The organism is Komagataeibacter rhaeticus (assembly GCF_003207855.1).
GTDB classification, from domain to species: Bacteria; Pseudomonadota; Alphaproteobacteria; order Acetobacterales; family Acetobacteraceae; genus Komagataeibacter; species Komagataeibacter rhaeticus.
The window spans coordinates 144,946-162,351 of record NZ_NKTZ01000004.1 but is presented as its reverse complement, the minus strand read 5'-3'; the positions used below and the strand labels follow the sequence as shown (position 1 = coordinate 162,351).

General features: G+C 63.2%; 11 protein-coding genes and 1 tRNA gene. 2 read left to right on the top strand and 10 right to left on the bottom strand.

Annotation, left to right across the window (positions count from 1 at the left end; translation table 11 throughout):
• Positions 1–33: 33 nt before the first annotated feature.
• From bcsD to CFR78_RS06365, 8 genes are all read right to left on the bottom strand, one after another.
• Positions 34–504 carry a cellulose biosynthesis protein BcsD gene (gene bcsD / locus CFR78_RS06400; RefSeq protein ID WP_007399074.1) on the bottom strand — a complete coding sequence of 157 codons (471 nt, stop codon included), beginning with the start codon at positions 502–504 and terminating at the stop codon, positions 34–36.
• A complete protein-coding gene (locus CFR78_RS06395) occupies positions 504–4,478 on the bottom strand; it encodes a cellulose synthase subunit BcsC-related outer membrane protein (RefSeq protein WP_110581041.1) in 3,975 nt (1,324 codons plus the stop codon). Before CFR78_RS06395 ends, bcsD begins: the two co-directional genes overlap by 1 nt.
• A gap of 2 nt (positions 4,479–4,480) precedes the next feature.
• Complete coding sequence (locus CFR78_RS06390) at positions 4,481–6,910, bottom strand: cellulose biosynthesis cyclic di-GMP-binding regulatory protein BcsB (protein ID WP_225063452.1); 2,430 nt, start codon at positions 6,908–6,910, stop codon at positions 4,481–4,483.
• A complete protein-coding gene (gene bcsA / locus CFR78_RS06385) occupies positions 6,897–9,134 on the bottom strand; it encodes a UDP-forming cellulose synthase catalytic subunit (RefSeq protein WP_110581040.1) in 2,238 nt (745 codons plus the stop codon). Before bcsA ends, CFR78_RS06390 begins: the two co-directional genes overlap by 14 nt.
• Before the next feature lie 182 nt (positions 9,135–9,316).
• Positions 9,317–10,297 (bottom strand): endoglucanase, encoded by a 981-nt coding sequence (locus tag CFR78_RS06380; protein WP_240471346.1) that lies wholly within the window; start codon positions 10,295–10,297, stop codon positions 9,317–9,319.
• Positions 10,294–11,373 (bottom strand): glycosyl hydrolase family 8, encoded by a 1,080-nt coding sequence (locus CFR78_RS06375; protein ID WP_034929062.1) that lies wholly within the window; start codon positions 11,371–11,373, stop codon positions 10,294–10,296. Before CFR78_RS06375 ends, CFR78_RS06380 begins: the two co-directional genes overlap by 4 nt.
• A gap of 580 nt (positions 11,374–11,953) precedes the next feature.
• Positions 11,954–12,029, bottom strand: a tRNA-Glu gene (locus CFR78_RS06370).
• A gap of 91 nt (positions 12,030–12,120) precedes the next feature.
• Positions 12,121–12,480 carry a hypothetical protein gene (locus CFR78_RS06365; protein WP_034929059.1) on the bottom strand — a complete coding sequence of 120 codons (360 nt, stop codon included), beginning with the start codon at positions 12,478–12,480 and terminating at the stop codon, positions 12,121–12,123.
• Positions 12,481–12,528: 48 nt separating this feature from the next.
• Between CFR78_RS06365 and CFR78_RS06360 the strand changes: the two genes are divergently transcribed.
• Together CFR78_RS06360 and rpoH are read left to right on the top strand one after the other, a co-directional pair.
• Complete coding sequence (locus CFR78_RS06360; RefSeq protein WP_034929056.1) at positions 12,529–13,500, top strand: RluA family pseudouridine synthase; 972 nt, start codon at positions 12,529–12,531, stop codon at positions 13,498–13,500.
• Between the two features lie 245 nt (positions 13,501–13,745).
• Positions 13,746–14,642, top strand: a complete 897-nt coding sequence (gene rpoH / locus CFR78_RS06355; RefSeq protein WP_034929053.1) for an RNA polymerase sigma factor RpoH — start codon at positions 13,746–13,748, stop codon at positions 14,640–14,642.
• Positions 14,643–14,827: 185 nt separating this feature from the next.
• Here the strand turns inward: rpoH and CFR78_RS06350 are convergent, their stop codons facing one another.
• Positions 14,828–16,117, bottom strand: a complete 1,290-nt coding sequence (locus CFR78_RS06350; RefSeq protein WP_034929323.1) for an adenylosuccinate synthase — start codon at positions 16,115–16,117, stop codon at positions 14,828–14,830.
• A gap of 87 nt (positions 16,118–16,204) precedes the next feature.
• Positions 16,205–17,356, bottom strand: coding sequence for an ATP phosphoribosyltransferase regulatory subunit (locus CFR78_RS06345; protein WP_007399059.1), 1,152 nt, complete (start codon positions 17,354–17,356; stop codon positions 16,205–16,207).
• Between the last annotated feature and the right edge of the window lie 50 nt (positions 17,357–17,406).

Sequence of the window (17,406 nt, the reverse complement as noted above, 5' to 3'; positions counted from 1 at the left end):
GACCGGCCGGATCAGGATACCGGGCCCGATGGTTCAGTTGCTGCTGCTGCGGGTGCGCATGTACAGGATGATCGTCTGGCTGGGAACGGAGTTGAGATCCTCCGCATCCACATCGCGGGTGACGACATAATCGCCAAAGGCACCCGGCTGCGACGTGATCCAGCGGCCATACAGCCCTTCGAGCACGGGGGCCAGCCATGTGCCGGCCGGCTCGCCCGCGCTGCCCACCTGGGGCAGGTCCTCATGGACGATGCGCATGGCATGGTCCTCGGGCAGCAGTTCAAGCTGCACATAGCCCCAGTTGATCATGGCCAGCAGCGAGTTCAGCTCGATCTGCAGCTGATGAATGGTGTTGCACAGCGGAGGCTGCAGCCGACCGGCCATGCCGTGACCGACCTCGCGCAACAGGTCATTCCTCACCTCGATCCCGGCCTGATCATCAATCTCCCAGGAGAGGGCCTGCAGGAACAGGGAAAAGTCCGGTTTTGCGTTGAAAGTTGTCATTACTGGTCCATAATAAGATAGTGTGCGGAAATCATGGCGCCGCTTTCAGTCCAGTTACCGGCCTTCTGCCAGCGCCCCGACAGATCAAGACGAAGATTGTGTGTAAATCGATACCCTACCCTAGCATTGAAGCCACCCGTAAGACTAGCAATACTATCTCCGGGATAATAGGCGCTGTTGACCGTCTCCTGTGAGAGATAGTCGGAACTGGTTGCGTTCTGCACATACGAGTCAGCAATGTACTGCGCGCCAGACTGCAGCAGGGAAGACGTCGGGAAGAATGGGGACGAGTGTTCATGGAACACCTGGTAGCCAACGCTGCCCGTCACGTCCCAGTCCAGCCGCTTGTGCTGCCCCGCATACCGGATGGGTACGGTCGCCGCGTAATAGGATTGCGGCGAGAAGTAGCCACCCTGCCCGTAGGTATAGAAGTCCTGGTTGTTGGCATAGCCGAAATAGGTCAGGCTGACACCGATGCGGACCAGCATGTTGGCATTGTGCCAGACCAGCGTGTTGACACCGATGCCCGCCTCGCGCTCGTCATTGCGCTGCACATGCTTGCCGGTCTGGATGGCATAGCCACCGCCACCATATACGATGGTGTTGCCCAGCGTTGCCTCAACCTGACCATGGAAGTGGTTGGTCACGACCCCGCCCCATTCCTCACTCCACTGGGAACTCAGCTCCTTGCCATAAAGCTGGCGGGCATAGCGGCCCAGTGTCGTGTTGTAGTTGGGGTCGCGCATGCCACCATAGGACAGCACGCTGTTGGTGATGGAGCGGCGTTCCGCGCTGACGCGGAAGGTAACCGGTCCGACACGCGGCGAGAATTCCACACCGCCCAGTACGTTGGTGATGGGGAAGCCGATGGGCGATGCCCCCAGGTCCGCCCGCACCCAGCTGTTGCCGAACTGCACGTCTGGCGCAAAACCGGCCTCGGCCTCGCCACCCTTGACAAGTTCGCTATGCAGGGTGCTGCTGGAATTGTTCTGGCTTATGTAACTGACGTACTGGTTATACGCCTGTGTTGCCATGTCGGTGCCAAAGCGCGGCACATCATAGACCGAACCGGTATTGAGCTGTCCCGACCAGATCATGGTTGGCGTGATCGAGAAGGTCAGGCTGGACTCACCCGCCTGCAGCGGCAGGCGCCCCACGATGGGAATGTTCGCTTCGGTCAGGCGGCCCATGCCGTGCTCACCCGAACGCGACCGGAACCCCAGACCGCCATCGATGGAGGGGGCCAGGTTTTCCCGCAGCGTGGTGATCTGCCCGGCGATGGAGGACAGCATCTGGTCCGATGCTTCGGGAGACGTTGCCTCCATGCTGTAGGAGCCACCCGTAACCGGTGCGCCCAGTTCCGTCTGGCGTCCATAGCCATGGTGGCGAAACGGGTTGCTGGACGGGGGTTCAAGCGATTCCTGCTCACCCGTCCCGCTTGCCACCGCCCGCGTGCCTTCCACCTGCTGCAGACGCAGGTCATAGGCGCGGCGCAGGTCACTGATGGTCCGGTGGCCATGGCCATCGGCCTGATCGGCCACGGCCATGGCCAGCCAGGCACGCGCATCCATCGGGCTTTCCTGCACACCATCCATGGCAAGGCGGGTGGCCAGGCTCTTGCGGCCGCTATTGACGGCAGCCTGCACCGCTGCCTGGCGCGCATCCAGATCCTGCGGGTTGTGCCGCAGCACGGCCAGATCGATTTCCAGCGCCTTGCCGGACTTGCCCTGACCATTGTAAAGCCGCGCCAGCGCCAGTTTGGGCGATGTCGCTTCCGGATCGGCCTGCAGGGCCGGAGCAAGGTGATCGTATGCCTGCGCCTGATCGCCGCGCTGGTTCAGCAGGTCGGACTGGGCCACGGCAATCCCCATGCGCAGCTGCTGCAGCGTCTGTACCTGCTCGGGAAGCAGGGCATTGCCCGCCCCCGTGCCACTGCCGTCACCCAGCGGGGCCAGCAGGCGGGCGGCCGCAACCGGGTTGCTGATCTTCATGTATTCGGTGGCGTAGGCCAGACGCTGGTCCGCCGAAAGATCGAGCGTGCGGGTCGAGGCAATGCGCAGGGCCATGCGGGCATGAATCATGTCGCCACGCTGACGGAACAGATCAGCCACGGCCACGCCACGCGCGCCCGTCGGGTCGGGCGGCGAAAGGGCTTCACGGATCAGCGGAACCGGGTTCGCCACCATGGACAGGCGGCTGGCCAGATCCTGCTTGATCTCCATTTCCGTCGCAATGGCATGGATGGCGGGGGAATAGTCCTCGGGCGACAGGCCAGCCAGCAGGCGGCGTGTCATCGCATCATTGCCACTGCCATAGGTAAACAGGATACCGGCCTGTCGGTCCTGCGCCGTCACGGGATTGGACAGGATGGGCTGCATGACCCGATTGGCTTCCGCCATGTCCCCCTGCTGCTGCAGGGCATTGGCCAGATTGATCCGCACCCATGGGTCACGCGGTGCCTGGGCCATGGCTTCGCGCAGGATCGAGACCTTGCGCGCGGAATCCGATGTCTGCGAGGCGGCGGCCATAAGGCCCGTCACCTCGATTTCCCCGACCTGGGTCGCATACTGCGATCCGACACGCGACAGCAGCTGGCGGGCTTCCGCCGTCTTGCCCTGCGCCATCTCCACCCGCGCCAGTCCCATCAGGGCAAGCTGGCTGTTCGGGTCGCGTGCCAGAACGGACTGGTATTCCTGCTCCGCCGCACCCATCTGGCCGGTCGTGCGCTGCAGGTCGGCCAGCATGAGCGTGGCGCCGGTAAACTGGCCGGACTGGCGTGCCAGCGCGGACAGGCGCTGCTTGGCCGCATCATACTGGTGGGCGGCAATAAGCTGGCGGACCGCGGCATAGTCACCGCTGATTTCCATGCCGGCCAGGGCCGGGCGCCAGCGATCCGCCGTCTTGGGATCGGCCGCCATCGCTTCCTGGAAATAGCGGCGGGCTTCGGCTGCGTCACCCTGCCGCATGCTGACCAGTCCCATGCCGCCAAGTGAATCGGCATCATGGGAATTGATCTGTAACGCGGACTGGAAGGACTGCTCGGCTGCGGCAACACGGCCGGCATTCAGCTGCTGATAACCCGCCTGACGCGCAAGACCCGCCTTGTCCGGCGGGCCGCCGGGCGGGTGGACCATATGCTCACGCAGTTCGGTATCATTGGGATGGCTATCCAGCCACTGCTGCATGAGCGGCTGCGTGGTGGGCGTTACCGGCAGCCAGCTCAGCGTCTGCCGGTAGGACTGGCTGGCGGCCGCAGCCTCGACCGGAGCCTGGCTGCGGAAACCCTGCAGGTCCTTGAGCCGCGCCAGACCTTCCATACGGGTCGCCGTATTATAGGTCAGCGCCTGCGCAAATGCGAGCTGGGCATGATAATCCTGTGGATTGGATGCCACGATACCGGCAAGCCCGGCCCGGGCCTGATCCCATTCGGCCGGAACGCCTGCCATGGTCTGGTAATATTCCACCGCAAGCGAATGCGGCGGCTTACCGCCATTGAACAGCTTCTGGTACCCCTGCACCGCCTGCGCGTTATGCCCGGATGCGGCAAGGGAACGCACCTGCGACAGGTCGGATGTCGAGATGGAACGCTCGTGCAACAGGTCACTCAGGCTGTTGGCGGCCGTACTGCCGGGCGCAACCTGCTGGAGGTGGCGCAGCGTATCGGCTGCCGCTTCCCGGTTGCCGATCGCCGTCTGGTATTCGCCCTGTACCTCCAGGACATCCGGCGCATCCGGCGCCACGCGCTGGGCATTCTGCAGGGCCTGACGGGCATTGTCATACTGCTGCTGCTGAAGCCAGAACCGGGCCTGCTGCAGCAGGATCTGCCGTGGCGCCGCCGACCCGCCCGAAGCCTGGGTACCGGTCATGGCCGTGGAGGCCTGCTGCGCGCGCGCCAGTGGCACCGCCACCAGCACGGTCATGCAACTGCTGGCAAGCAGGCCGGCAGAAAGGGAAAAGACGTAGCGTCTGTTCATGCTCACGATTTCTGCCTTTCTTCCTGCAGCTGCCGCCGGCGGAACAGTGCATGCCGCAACAGGGCACGAACCAGCACGGCCACAACCAGCAGGCATCCGAACAGCCCCACCACGATCACGCGAACGGGATGGTTATGCATATACCAGTCCGGCATGAGCCACATCGGCAGCGTGCCAACGGTATAAAGGGGCGAACTGCGGTACGATGTCAGGTCATCCCCATGGGCAAGCACCAGGTCGCCCTGAATCTTGGCCTGGTTCTTACGCTGCCCGAGGATCTGGACCAGATTGTCCAGCCCCTGCCCGTCAGCCGAGAGCAGGGCAAGAACCGTGCGTCCGGATGCCAGCGGGGATTCCGCTTCCACCATCGCGCCCACGCCACCGCTCAGGGTCGTCTCGACCTCGGTCGGATGGGTATTGTTGATGGCGGCCATCGGGTCCTGGAAGATGTTCCACACCCCACTCAGGGTGGAGCGCATCCCCATGTGCAGGCGCCCGTCGGCAATCTGGTACGACGAGTTCGACAGCAGGGAGGAAACCTCCCCGCTATTGGCCAGCGTGGACAGGACGATCAGGTTCCGGTCCGCCACATCATTCACATGATCCGCGGAAACGATGTCCAGACCCGAGACGGGATACCACGTCGTCGCCCCCATGAAGCCCATCAGGTCAAGATAGGCGCTGACAACCGTACCATTGGGATGGTCCGGCAGCACCACGGCCGAGTGCGACAGGTCGGCATAGGTGGTGAACGGATACCCCGCGCTGGCCATGTAGGCCAGATTGGGCATGCGCGTGATGTGATAGGCGTTGGACAGGTCGATCGTGGAATCCGGATCAACCGACATGTGGATCAGGCTGGGGCCGGGACGGCAGCCGGGCTGGGTCAGGGGGGCCGCATCAAAATAGAACTGCAGCTGATCCTGACCGAACACCATCCACGGCGGAATGGTCAGCGTATGCTGCTGCACGCCACTGGTCTGGCCCCGGCCGCCAAAACGCTGGACCAGCTGGTCGACCACACTGTCCTTTTCATGCAGGGAATAGGACTGCAGGTAGGTATTGTTGATACCAACGTCCAGATGCGAACGCGCCAGGTCCACGATCGGCCCGTCGGGCGCCCGGAAGCGCACGTTCAGCTTGTACGGCCGGTCGCGCCAGGTATACAGGTCAGGCGCCGTGCGGAACGCCACGGAAAGCACGCCGGGGGTATAGCCTTCGCCCTGCAGGGCACTGACCGGCACCAGTTCACCCAGCCGGACAGGCCGGCTGGTCGGGATGAAGGACGGCGCGTCGTTGGGGGCGCGGGGGGCCACGTCAATCGGCGCCACATCCATGCGCGCGGCAACCGGCAGCGTGCTGGAGCTGAAGCCTATGCCCTTGCTTGCGGTAATGACTTCATCGCGGTCCCGGCCCGTTACCAGCAGGATCGTGCCATTGGGATCGGACGGGTTGGCCACTTCCATCAGGGTCGGCCCGCTGATGGCCGGACGCCCCAGCGCGGAAGGCAGTTCATCGGCAACACCCACCACAACGGCATTGCCTGTCTGCGGAATGGTGGAAAATACGGGGAAGTTCACGCCGCGGAAATCGGTCTGCTGGCCGAACCAGGACGCCAGGATGCCGGAAGCCTTGAGCACTTCAGCATCAAATGTCTGTGCAAGGACGAACGGAATGACCGTCTTCTGCCTTACGTTCTTGTCAAAGAACGGCTGCGGCAGCCGCGACAGCTGACGACGGGGAGGAAGCGGTATGGTGGTGATCTGCAGTTCCGAATGCTCGGACACGCTGGCCCACTGCAATCCGTTGCTCGGGTCGGTGCATCCTTTCGACCCTGCCGAGAAATTGAAGTTCAGCCGGTTGCCGCTGACAAAGAAGATGGGGTTGATGTCAAAGGAAAGCGGACCAAAGGCCGGATGTGACGGGTCAGGCCGGAGCGTGCCGATATACTGCTCGTTCAGCGTAATCGTGACCGCGCTGTTATCGGGCTGGAGATTGGGTGACATCGCACCCGACACGACAAGCCGCGCCGAGGTGACGAGCTGGTCGCCCGGAATACCGAACTGCAGCCCCTGCAGGGGGGCCGCGCCACGCATGGTCAGCGCGTTCTCCGCGCCAAGTTCGCGCAGGGAATAGGTATGCACGGTCGCCACATCCGAACCGACGCCGGTCGCATTCTCCGCATTGTCCACCATGGCATCGGCGGCGCTGGCAGCGGCCGGATCGACGGCAGGTGCCGCACTGGCGGCGCCAGCAGGCTGCTGCCCGGCCGGGGCTGCCGCGGCGGCCGGTGCCGCGGCGGGCAGGGGCGGCAGGTTATCGCCCGCAGGCTGCGGGGCTGGCGCTTTGGATGCAACCGGCGCAGCCTGCGCTCCCGTTGCAAAGACCAGCAGCGCGATCAGGGACACCATTTTCATATCACGAGGCCGCACGACTGATCTTTCCTTCCTGTTTCTGACCACCCTGACTGCTTGTTGGCTCCCTGCGCTCAACAGGCAGTGCAATGGGTTTATTTTGCGGGCGACTATGGATCATCATCCGACCCTTCTTGCGGAACAGCGCCTTGATGCTGAGGATCAGGCTCCACAGGCTTCGCAACGGCCGATCATGCTCGTAATCATTCCACTGCAGCCAGGCATCGGCGCGACCGAACACGAACCGGACGACAGAGGCTTCAATCGGGAGGGAGGTGATGTTCCAGGTAAAGACCGCCTTGCCATTCGCACAGCGGATCATGGTAGCGGGGAGATTGACCACCTCACCATCCAGCACGGCGTGGACAACGGTCTGCACCGGCTGGTCCGGTGTCACATTGCGCCACGGCATATGAATGGCCACACCACCCATGGACACGTCCTGCGTGATGCCATGGCTGGAATTCCCTTCGTAATCATAAACCGTTACCGGAATTCGCGCATCGACACGATGGCTGTGGCGGATCTGCTTGGTCTCACGGCCGACGGCAATGGCCGCAAGCAGGATGATGAGACTGATCACGGACCAGACACAGTTGAGTGCGTAGGCACGCTCTGAAATTATGTCCAGATGCTGGAAGGCCAGGGCAAACAGCCCGCGCATCAGGCCAATCGCCATGATGACCGCAAAGATGATGTTCGGATATGTGGCACCAAGGTCGAATTCCTCGTTCTCCAGAACGCCACCTTTTTCCGTCACGTTGAACTTGCCCTTCGAGGGGAACATCATCGTGACGATGGTCACCCGCACCAGGAACAGCGCCATGACGGTTTCGTACACTTCACTCCAGAATGAATAGCGCCATCCCTTGTTCACCTTTGCCGCCGTGGCAACGGAATGGAACATGTGGGGAATGGCGTAGGCCAGCCCCGCCAGGGGGGAGGCCGCGATGATATTCTGGCTGAAGAAAAGGAAGGCCAGCGGGGAGGCAAGGAAGATGACACGCGGAATGGCGAAGAAGAACGACGTCATGGCCGAAAGATAGCAAAGCCGCTGCCCCAGCTTCAGGCCCGGCCCCAGCATGGGATTATCCACGCGGAAGATCTGGATCATGCCACGGGCCCAGCGCATACGCTGCCCGATATGCGTGACCAGGCGCTCCGTCGCCAGCCCGCTGGCCAGCGGAATGCGCATATAGGCGGTCGACCACCCCCTGCGCTGCATGCGCAGGGCGGTATGGGCATCTTCCGTCACGGTCTCGGTTGCGAAACCATTGATCTCTTCGATGGCCTTGCGGCGCAGGATGGCACAGGAACCACAGAAGAAGGTCGCATCCCAGAAGTCGTTGCCATCCTGAATGACACCATAGAACAGGTTGCCTTCAGGCGGCGTGCGGTAACCGACGGCCAGGTTACGCTGGAAAGGATCGGGGGAATAGAAGTGATGCGGCGTCTGCATCAGGGCGATCTTCTTGTCCTCGACCATCCATCCCATCGAGATCTGCAGGAACGCACGGGTCGGGATGTGATCGCAGTCCAGAATCAGGATGTATTCGCCACTTGTATGCTGAATGGCGTAGTTCAGGTTACCGGCCTTGGCATGCGCGTTATCGGGACGGGCAATGTAGCGGGCACCGCATTCTTCGGCAAAGCGGGCGAATTCCTCACGCTTGCCGTCATCAAGGATATAGACGTTCACCTTGTCCGGTGGCCAGTCGATACCAAGCGCGCCCAGCACCGTCAGACGCACGATGCCCAGGCTTTCGTCATAGGTCGGGATGAAGATGTCGACCGTGGGCCAGTCTTCCGGATTGGGAGACAGGGGCAGCGGCGCGCGGTGCAGGGGGGAAATGGTCTGGAAATAGCTGAGGAACAGCATGTACAGCGCGTACAGTTCCGCCAGAAGCAGCGTGACCCCCAATGTACCCTGGAGCCATGTATCGAAATCCAGTGTTTCGGTCAGCCGCCACGTCAGATAACGCAGGGACACCAGCGCCGAAAGCACCTCGAGAAAGATCTGCGTCCGACGGCTTTTGCGCCGACCGACGATAAAAAAGACCACAACGCACACTAATGCCACAATCAGCTGTTCATTTACCGACAGCGTAACCGTGGTCGCGGCAAGCAGGGCGCACAGGCCTATTGCCCCAACGATATAACTGGCACCGCGCAGTGACAGTATCTTGTTGGAAAGGCGATCAAACCAACTTTCCGCGGGCGCTGACGACTGAACCTCTGACATCAATAATTCGTCCGATAATAAATACTGATAAAACAGATAGTTACACTCAAAAGAAAACCTTCAGGCTCATCCGGTCCGTCATGTCGCCTTTCGCCCCCCATGGCATGCAGCCCATGGGGGTGGCTCCTGTGTTCCTTATCCACAACAGACCGGCAGCCATCCGGCCCCGCCCCCGGATAAGATCAGGATTGCCCGGTTTCTTCCTCACGCTTGCGCAGCAGCGCGTCACGCAGGCTGGGCTTGGGCACCAGCCGGTCGGTGGCACGACCGCCCAGTGTCATGAAAACTTCCGTCAGTGTTGGCGAATTGTCAGATGGCGCAGGACGACGCCCCGTGGGGGCATTCTGTGCGGTCTTGTCGAATTTGGTCATCGTGGTCACCTTGGAGTCAGGTTTGGAAGCAGGACGGGCCACTGCCACCGGCTGGAACAGCCGGGCAGTCGCAACCCGGTCATTCCCCTTGGCAAAGAAGAAACCAGGCCCGGTCGGACGCTGGCCGCGACGCTGCTGGGCCTTTGGCACCGGCGCCCAGTCATCTGCCTGGACGAAGGGCGTGGCCGGTGCGGCCGCACGTGAAGACACCGGCGGCTCGGATGGCGTACGCGGCGTGGTAAAAGGCTGAAGCCCGCGCCGTTCACGCCCGCCCGTCGATGCCATGTCCGGCGCGGGCTGCGCCGGCGGCACGGGCCGGGGCCTTGCAGGCGCAGCCGCTTCAGCCACGGGTTCGGGTACCGGCATTTCCTCCACGGGCGGCGGCGGCGGCACATGGGTTACAACCGGCGTATAGGGTGGCGGTGCGGGCGGCGGCTCAGGAGGCGCAGGCTCTGGCGGCGGCGGAGGAGGTGGCGGTGGCGCGGCCTCGGCAACAACAGGTGGTGCCGCAGGCTCAGGTGCCGCATCGAACACGAACACCGGCGCCGTTGCCGGGGCGGATTCGTGTTCGGTGACGTTATCGTCGAGATGATGCTCTGTATCGTCCACGGAATCGTGGGGCAGTTCCGGGGTCATGTCCAGCATGACGGGACGCGTGAAGGAATGGTAGTGGAACCCCTCCCCGCTCAGGCCATAACCGCTGGAGAGCATGCGCGTCACGTCCTGCGGATTGTCCATATCCACAACCGGGCGTGGAGTCGCCTCCGTGCTTTCCTTGTTGGGCGTAGTCACATTCCACCTCCCTCACCACGGGCAATATAAACCAGCAATGTCAGGGCAGCCGAATAATAATCCGGCGCCTTGTCCAGGGTTGGCAACCCACCGGCGGATGACAGGCCGGAACATGTCGCCACGGCCAGATAGCCCGGTGGCGCATTGTAGGGCGAGCGGGCACCATTGGTCAGGTCAATCCACCCCGGCAGGGCCGATGCCCCGAAATGGTTCCAGAAGCGGGTAAAGTCGGCCAGCAGGTCCGGCGACAGCATATGCGCCCAGTAAAGATACAGCGGCACGCGAATCGCATCATAGGAGAATCGTGGCGGCCAGCCCTTGGCTATGGAGAAATGCCCGTTCTGGCGGTTGATCGAAAGCCAGTCAGGCGGGAGCTTCCACTCCCCGAATCGCCCCTGGTTTATGATGATCAGGCCATCTCCCATCACCTTCTGCCAGCGTGCGTCGCCCGTCAGCGCGAAGGCCTGCATGAGCGAGGGCATGACATAATAGGACAGGTTGAGCGTGACCGAATCCTTGGTGGCAAACCCCACGCCGCCGGGCAGAAGCACCAGATAGGGACCGACCTGCAGGGTCATGAGCTTCAGCACGTCGCCATAGATGGCTATAGCATCCTGAATATAGTCAGCGCGCTTCCACAGCCGTCCGGCACGGACCAGACCCAGGGCTATCAGCAGGTCGCCATCCGTCGCGTTGTTCTTGTCCGCGACCGGCGGGTTATGCCCGTCCAGATAGCGCCAGGAGAACAGGGCATCGGTCTTGTGCTGCAGGTTAGCGCGTGTCCAAGCCCACATGGCCTCGAACGTGGCCTGATCACCCGCCGTCGCGGCGAAAAGCATGCCGTAGCCCTGCCCCTCGCTATGGGATTCGCCACTGTTGCCTGTGTCGATGATACGGCCGTCGGGGTGGAAATACTTGGCGCGGAAGATGGCCCATTGTGCGTTTATGGCCGGATCATCCGCGGCCAGAGCGGTAGAAAGGAAAGGAATACTGCCGGCTGCCGCCATGACAGACAGGAAAGAACGACGTCCCATTCCGGATACCTGTTTTTGCAGCTTCATAAAATCCAACAGCATCGATCACCATACCACTCAGAAACCAGAACCCGTGCAGCCATCGACCGGGTCCACTGTTCACTTCCCTGCCCGCCGCACCATCACGGCTTAATCGCAAACTCCTTCATCCTGCAAGACAAAGGCGGCCATTGTCAGAAGGACTTCGTTACGAGGGGGACCATAACGTCTTACGCCCCCACGGCGAAACAGCCACCCACATGCCGGCGGACCGGAACAGGGGAAAAGTTGCATTTATGTCACGTCAGGCCGGACCCCCTCCCCCGGGAGCCCATGGGTAATTCTTGCAGGAATTCAAAGGACGAATACGGAAAATGACAGTGTTTCACTATGCTGCCATCCGCCGCCAAATTAAAAGATGGAAAATATTTTTAAATTTCAACGCGGATTGATCTGAATCAATGTTTTTCAGCGGCATGGCGCGGGCAAGTATATAAGATGCCTTTATTATATATTAATATGAAAAAGGTTGCCATGCCCAGCCAAAGATTGCTTTTGCTTAAAAATAGATGGGCCGGGTCCAATACGAAAAACCCGCCTTGCGGCGGGCTTTCATGCAACAACCAGATTATCCGGAAAGGGATGGCGTCCCGTACGAGATTCGAACTCGTGTTGCCGCCGTGAGAGGGCGGCGTCCTAGGCCTCTAGACGAACGGGACAATGGCCGGTGGCCGCCTTCTATGCGATCCCCGGCCCGGATGCAAGGGAAGAATCATACCCTGCCTTCCTTTCCTGCCCTCACCCGCGATTTCAGTGGTGACCGACCACCAGCCGCGCCACGATATGCTGGCCTGCCGGGTCCCACACCACGATGCGGTCCGCCCCGTCCCCACCGGACAGCACGACCGCCAGCAGCCCGTCGGGCCGCGCGGTCACGCTGGTGACATGGGTGCCCGGTGCCTCATCCATCATCAGCACGTCCGCCCCATGCCCGCTGCCCGCAACGGGTGGCGCGGGCAGCGTGGCCGGCGGCGCACCGGCCGCCACGACGGAACGTGGATGCATCACGCGATGGACCAGCACGCCCACCAGCAGCAGCGAGCCGACGAACAGCAGCACCCCCATGCCAATCACCGCGGCAAGCAAGGCGCGCGACCCCTGTTTTTCCATTATGTGCTTTCCGTTCCCGAATACCGTTTTTTCCGATAGACACATGCCATGACCGACACTGCCCCCCCTGCCCCCGTCATCGCCACAGCGGATGACGCGGGCCAGCGCACCGACCGCTTCATCGCCACCGCGACTGGCGCGCTGTCGCGCTCACGGGTGAAGGCCCTTATGGAAAGTGGCCACCTGCTGCGCAATGGCAGCCCGCTACGCGACCCCGCCGAACCGGTGCGGGCTGGCATGTGTTATGAAATTCACCTGCCCCCCGCAATCCCCGCGACACCGCAGGGGCAGGACATCGCCCTGGACATATTATATGAGGACCGCGACCTGATCGTGCTGGACAAGCCGGCGGGCATGGTGGTTCACCCCGCACCGGGCAACGAGGACGGCACGCTGGTCAACGCCCTGCTGGCCCATTGCGGCGAGAGCCTGACCGGCATCGGGGGGGAGAAGCGGCCCGGCATCGTGCACCGCCTGGACAAGGACACTTCAGGCATCATGGTCGCCGCCAAGACGGAACTGGCGCATCAGGCCCTTTCCCTCGCCTTTGCCGAACGGCGGATCGACCGCGCCTATCAGGCCATATGCTGGGGCCTTCCCGCCCCGGCGCAGGGATCATTCGATGGCGCGATCGGGCGTGACCGGCGTGACCGCAAGCGCATGGCGGTGATTGCCAATGGCGGTGGCAAGCAGGCCCTGACCCATTACCGGGTCATCGAAACCTTCCATGGCGGGCTGGCGCATGTGGAATGCAGGCTGGCGACGGGCCGGACGCACCAGATCCGGGTGCATTTTGCCCATGCCGGGCACGCGCTGGTGGGAGACCCGGTCTATCTGCGCCGCATACCGGCCGCCGCCCGCGGCCTGCCGGCTGCGGCACGCGACGCGGCACTGGATTTTCCCCGTCAGGCGCTGCATGCGCGGCGGCTGGGCTTTGTCCACCCCCGCAGTGGTGAACAGCTGCTGTTCGAGACGGCACCGCCAGCCGATTTCACCACCCTGCTGGGCAGCATTGCCTGAAGCGGGGGCCTTCATTTCTTGACTTGCCGGTCCCATATGCGTATGTTCGGTGATTGTTCGCCGGGGCCGACGCCCCCAGGCTAACTGGACGTCCTGCTATCGGGCTGCCCATACGGGGGCCGGATGCGGGGACGTGAGAAGTCCAGTCGTGCGTCTATCAGAGTGATGATGCAACCCCGCCGGTCACGGCCACGTTAGGCCGGATTAACAGTCGCCTCATCCCTCTGGAACAGGAGTCCGTTACAATGGCCTCTTCTGCTCTTATCTCCGGTCCCGAAAACAACCTGTCCAAATACCTTCGGGATATCCGTAAATTCCCCATGCTCTCCCCCGAGGAGGAGCTTCGCCTGTCGCGCCGCTGGAAGGACAAGGGCGACACCGAAGCCGCGCATAAGCTCGTCACTTCCCACCTGCGCCTGGTTGCCAAGATTGCCATGGGCTATCGAGGCTATGGCCTGCCGGTGGGTGAACTGATCAGCGAAGGCAATATCGGGATGATGCAGGCCGTGCGCCGCTTCGACCCCGATCGTGGCTTCCGGCTGGCCACATACGCCATGTGGTGGATCCGGGCCGCCATACAGGAATACATCCTGCATAGCTGGTCTCTGGTCAAGATCGGTACGACCGCCGCCCAGAAAAAGCTGTTCTTCAACCTGCGCCGCCTGAAGGGGCAGATGCAGGCCATTGATGACGGTGATCTCAGGCCCGAGCAGGTCAACAAGATTGCCCAGTCCCTTGGCGTGCCCGAGCAGGACGTGGTCAACATGAACCGCAGGCTGGCGGCCCCTGACCACAGCCTGAACGCGCCCCTGCGCATGGATGGCGAAGGGGAATGGCAGGACTGGCTGGTTGATGACAATGACAACCAGGAAGAGACCCTTGCCCAGAGCGAGGAGTATTCCGGCAGGCAGGCCCTGCTGGCCAAGGCGCTGAAAACGCTGAACGAGCGTGAGCGCCACATCCTGACCGAACGGCGGCTCAAGGACGAGCCTGCCACACTGGAAGACCTGTCCCACGTCTACAACATCTCGCGCGAGCGGGTGCGCCAGATCGAGGTCCGCGCCTTTGAAAAGCTGCAGGCGGCCATGAAGGCGGAAGTCGCCGCCCGCCGCGCACGGCACGGCGAACAGGCTCCGGCCTGACGCCTCCCTCTTTCACGTTCCGCAAAAAAGCCCCGTGTGCCATCGGCCCACGGGGCTTTTTCCTGGGGGCCGCCGCAAACAGCCTGGAATCATGAAGAGGTCTTGGGTGCAGCTTTTTCCAGAAAGCCCCGAAGAATACCGCCTTCGTGAAAAAAGGCGGTAGCCGGGATCTTTTATGCCCAGCCTCAGTCTTCAAACGGGTCGCGCATCAGGATGGTGTCGTCACGTTCCGGGCTGGTGGACAGCAGGGTAACAGGCGCTTCCACCAGTTCCTCGATCCGCCGCACATACTTGATGGCCTGCGCGGGCAGTTCGGCCCAGGAACGCGCGCCCTTCGTGCTGTCCTTCCAGCCTTCCATCGTCTCGAACACCGGGCGGATGCGCTGCTGCGCGCCGGGGGCGGAGGGGAAGCTGGTGATCTTCCGGCCGTCCAGTTCATAACCGACGCAGATGCTGATTTCATCCAGCCCGTCCAGCACATCCAGCTTGGTCAGCGCCAGGCCATTCACGCCCCCCACGCGCACCGCACGGCGCACCAGCACGGCATCAAACCAGCCACAGCGGCGGGGACGGCCCGTCACGGTACCGAATTCATGCCCGCGCTCACCCAGCGTGCGGCCCATCTGGTCGTGCAGTTCACTGGGGAACGGTCCCTCACCCACGCGGGTGGTGTAAGCCTTGGCAATGCCCAGGACAAAACCGATGCTGGTGGGTCCAACGCCCGCACCCGTGCCCGCATTGGCGGCCACCGTGTTGGAACTGGTCACGAACGGATAGGTGCCATGGTCCACGTCCAGCATCACGGCCTGCGCGCCTTCGAACAGGATGCGCGACCCGCTGCGGCGGCTGTCATCCAGCAGGTCCCACACCGGCGCCATGAAGGGCAGCACGCGGGGTGCGACACCGTTCAGGAAGTCCAGCAGGTCCTGCTTGGTGAACGTGTCCGCACCCAGCCCCTTGAGCAGGGTATTGTGGTGCAGCAGCAGTTCATCCAGCTTCCAGTCCAGCGTTTCCGGCTCGGCCAGGTCGCACAGGCGGATGGCGCGGCGGGCCACCTTGTCCTCATAGGCGGGACCGATGCCCCGGCCCGTGGTGCCGATCTTGCGGTCACCGCGTGCTGCTTCACGCGCGCGGTCCAGCGCACCATGCACGGGCAGGATCAGCGGTGCGTTTTCGGCAATCTTCAGGGTTTCGGGGGTGACGGTCAGGCCCTGCGCGCTTACGCGGTCAATTTCCTTCAGCAGGGCTTCGGGGTCGACCACCACGCCGTTGCCGATCACACCCATCTTGCCACGCACCAGGCCCGAGGGCAGCAGGGACAGCTTGTAGGTCTGATCCCCCACAACCAGCGTATGGCCCGCATTGTGCCCCCCCTGGAAGCGGACGACCACATCCGCACGGCTGGCCAGCCAGTCAACGATCTTGCCCTTGCCCTCGTCACCCCACTGGGTGCCGATCACGGTGACGTTGGACATTTCATGCTCCTTGATATGCTGCCCGGCCCGCACAGCACGCCCAGCCGGGAAAAACTCTGGTTTTGAGAAAAAATCAGGCCCGGCGGCTCACGCGTCATCCACCGGCACGGGCTGGCCATCAACCACCACCAGCGGGCAGGACAGCAGTGCCGCTTCCGCCCGCGCGTCCCCATCGTGCCCCAGCGCACCGACCGTGGCATAGCCCGCGGCCCGCAGGGCAGCCCCCACTTCCGCAGGCGTGCCCCATGGCAGGAACACACGGGTGCGGCTGGGCAGCGGCGGAGCGGCCCGCAGGATGATGTCGGGCCGCAGGGTCAGGCCACAGGCGGGTTCGTCATCATTGGACAGGTAGCGCCCGCCCCGGCCCAGCTCCTCGCGCTGGCCTGCGGCATATACGCTTACACACACGCCGGTATGGTACTGCCAGCCACGGAATTCCACCGGGTCCACCGTCAGCCGGATACCGGGTACCCGGGCCTCGATCGCAGCCACCGTGGCGGCCAGCCGGGCACTGAGTACCCTTGCCTGGGGGGGCAGGTCCACCGCGGCCAGTTCCGCCAGCGCGCCATGGGCGGGACCGGCCGCATGCAGCAGGCGGATCAGCACATCGGCCAGCGCACCACCATGACGGGCCACGGCGGCTGCGTCCTTGCGGTCCAGCGCGCGCATGAGCATGCCGCGCACATGCGCGTCAAACCCGCCCGCATCCAGCAGGGCCGTGGTCAGCGCGGGCATGGTCAGGTCGAACGAGACACCACGCACCTGCAGCGTGGCCAGGCATTCCGCCGCGATGGCAATGATTTCCGCATCCGCTTCCGGCCGGTCGGGACCGATCAGTTCCACCCCCGCCTGCGAGATCTGGCGATCCCCCTCGCCCCGGTTTGCGGCCATCAGCACGCATGGCCCGGCATAGGCCAGGCGCAGCGGGCGCGGCACATCGGGCAGGCGCGTGGCCGCGATACGGGCGATCTGCGGCGTGATGTCGGGCCGCAGCGCCATCATCCGCCGCGTGTCGGGGTCCATCAGGCGGAAAGTCTGCTCCGCCACGGCCGCACCCGAACCGGAGAGAAGCGTTTCCTCGAATTCCAGCAGCGGCGCGGTGACACGGTCATAACCATGGGCCGCGAACACGCGCATCAGCGTCTCGACACCCGCGGCCTCGGCCTCGGCCTCGGGCGGGAGCCGGTCCACGAAACCGGCCGGCAGCAGGGCGGGATTGAACGGCGGATCATCAGTCATATGCGAAGGGGCCTATCGTGCTGCATCATGCCCCGGACCAGCGCCGGGGC

Coding starts and splice junctions, on each gene's coding strand:
- bcsD (WP_007399074.1), bottom strand. CDS start 504: ATGACAACTTTCAACGCAAAACCGGACTTTTCCCTGTTCCTGCAGGCC.
- CFR78_RS06395 (WP_110581041.1), bottom strand. CDS start 4,478: ATGAACAGACGCTACGTCTTTTCCCTTTCTGCCGGCCTGCTTGCCAGC.
- bcsA (WP_110581040.1), bottom strand. CDS start 9,134: ATGTCAGAGGTTCAGTCGTCAGCGCCCGCGGAAAGTTGGTTTGATCGC.
- CFR78_RS06375 (WP_034929062.1), bottom strand. CDS start 11,373: ATGCTGTTGGATTTTATGAAGCTGCAAAAACAGGTATCCGGAATGGGA.
- CFR78_RS06365 (WP_034929059.1), bottom strand. CDS start 12,480: ATGGAAAAACAGGGGTCGCGCGCCTTGCTTGCCGCGGTGATTGGCATG.
- CFR78_RS06360 (WP_034929056.1), top strand. CDS start 12,529: ATGACCGACACTGCCCCCCCTGCCCCCGTCATCGCCACAGCGGATGAC.
- rpoH (WP_034929053.1), top strand. CDS start 13,746: ATGGCCTCTTCTGCTCTTATCTCCGGTCCCGAAAACAACCTGTCCAAA.
- CFR78_RS06350 (WP_034929323.1), bottom strand. CDS start 16,117: ATGTCCAACGTCACCGTGATCGGCACCCAGTGGGGTGACGAGGGCAAG.
- CFR78_RS06345 (WP_007399059.1), bottom strand. CDS start 17,356: ATGACTGATGATCCGCCGTTCAATCCCGCCCTGCTGCCGGCCGGTTTC.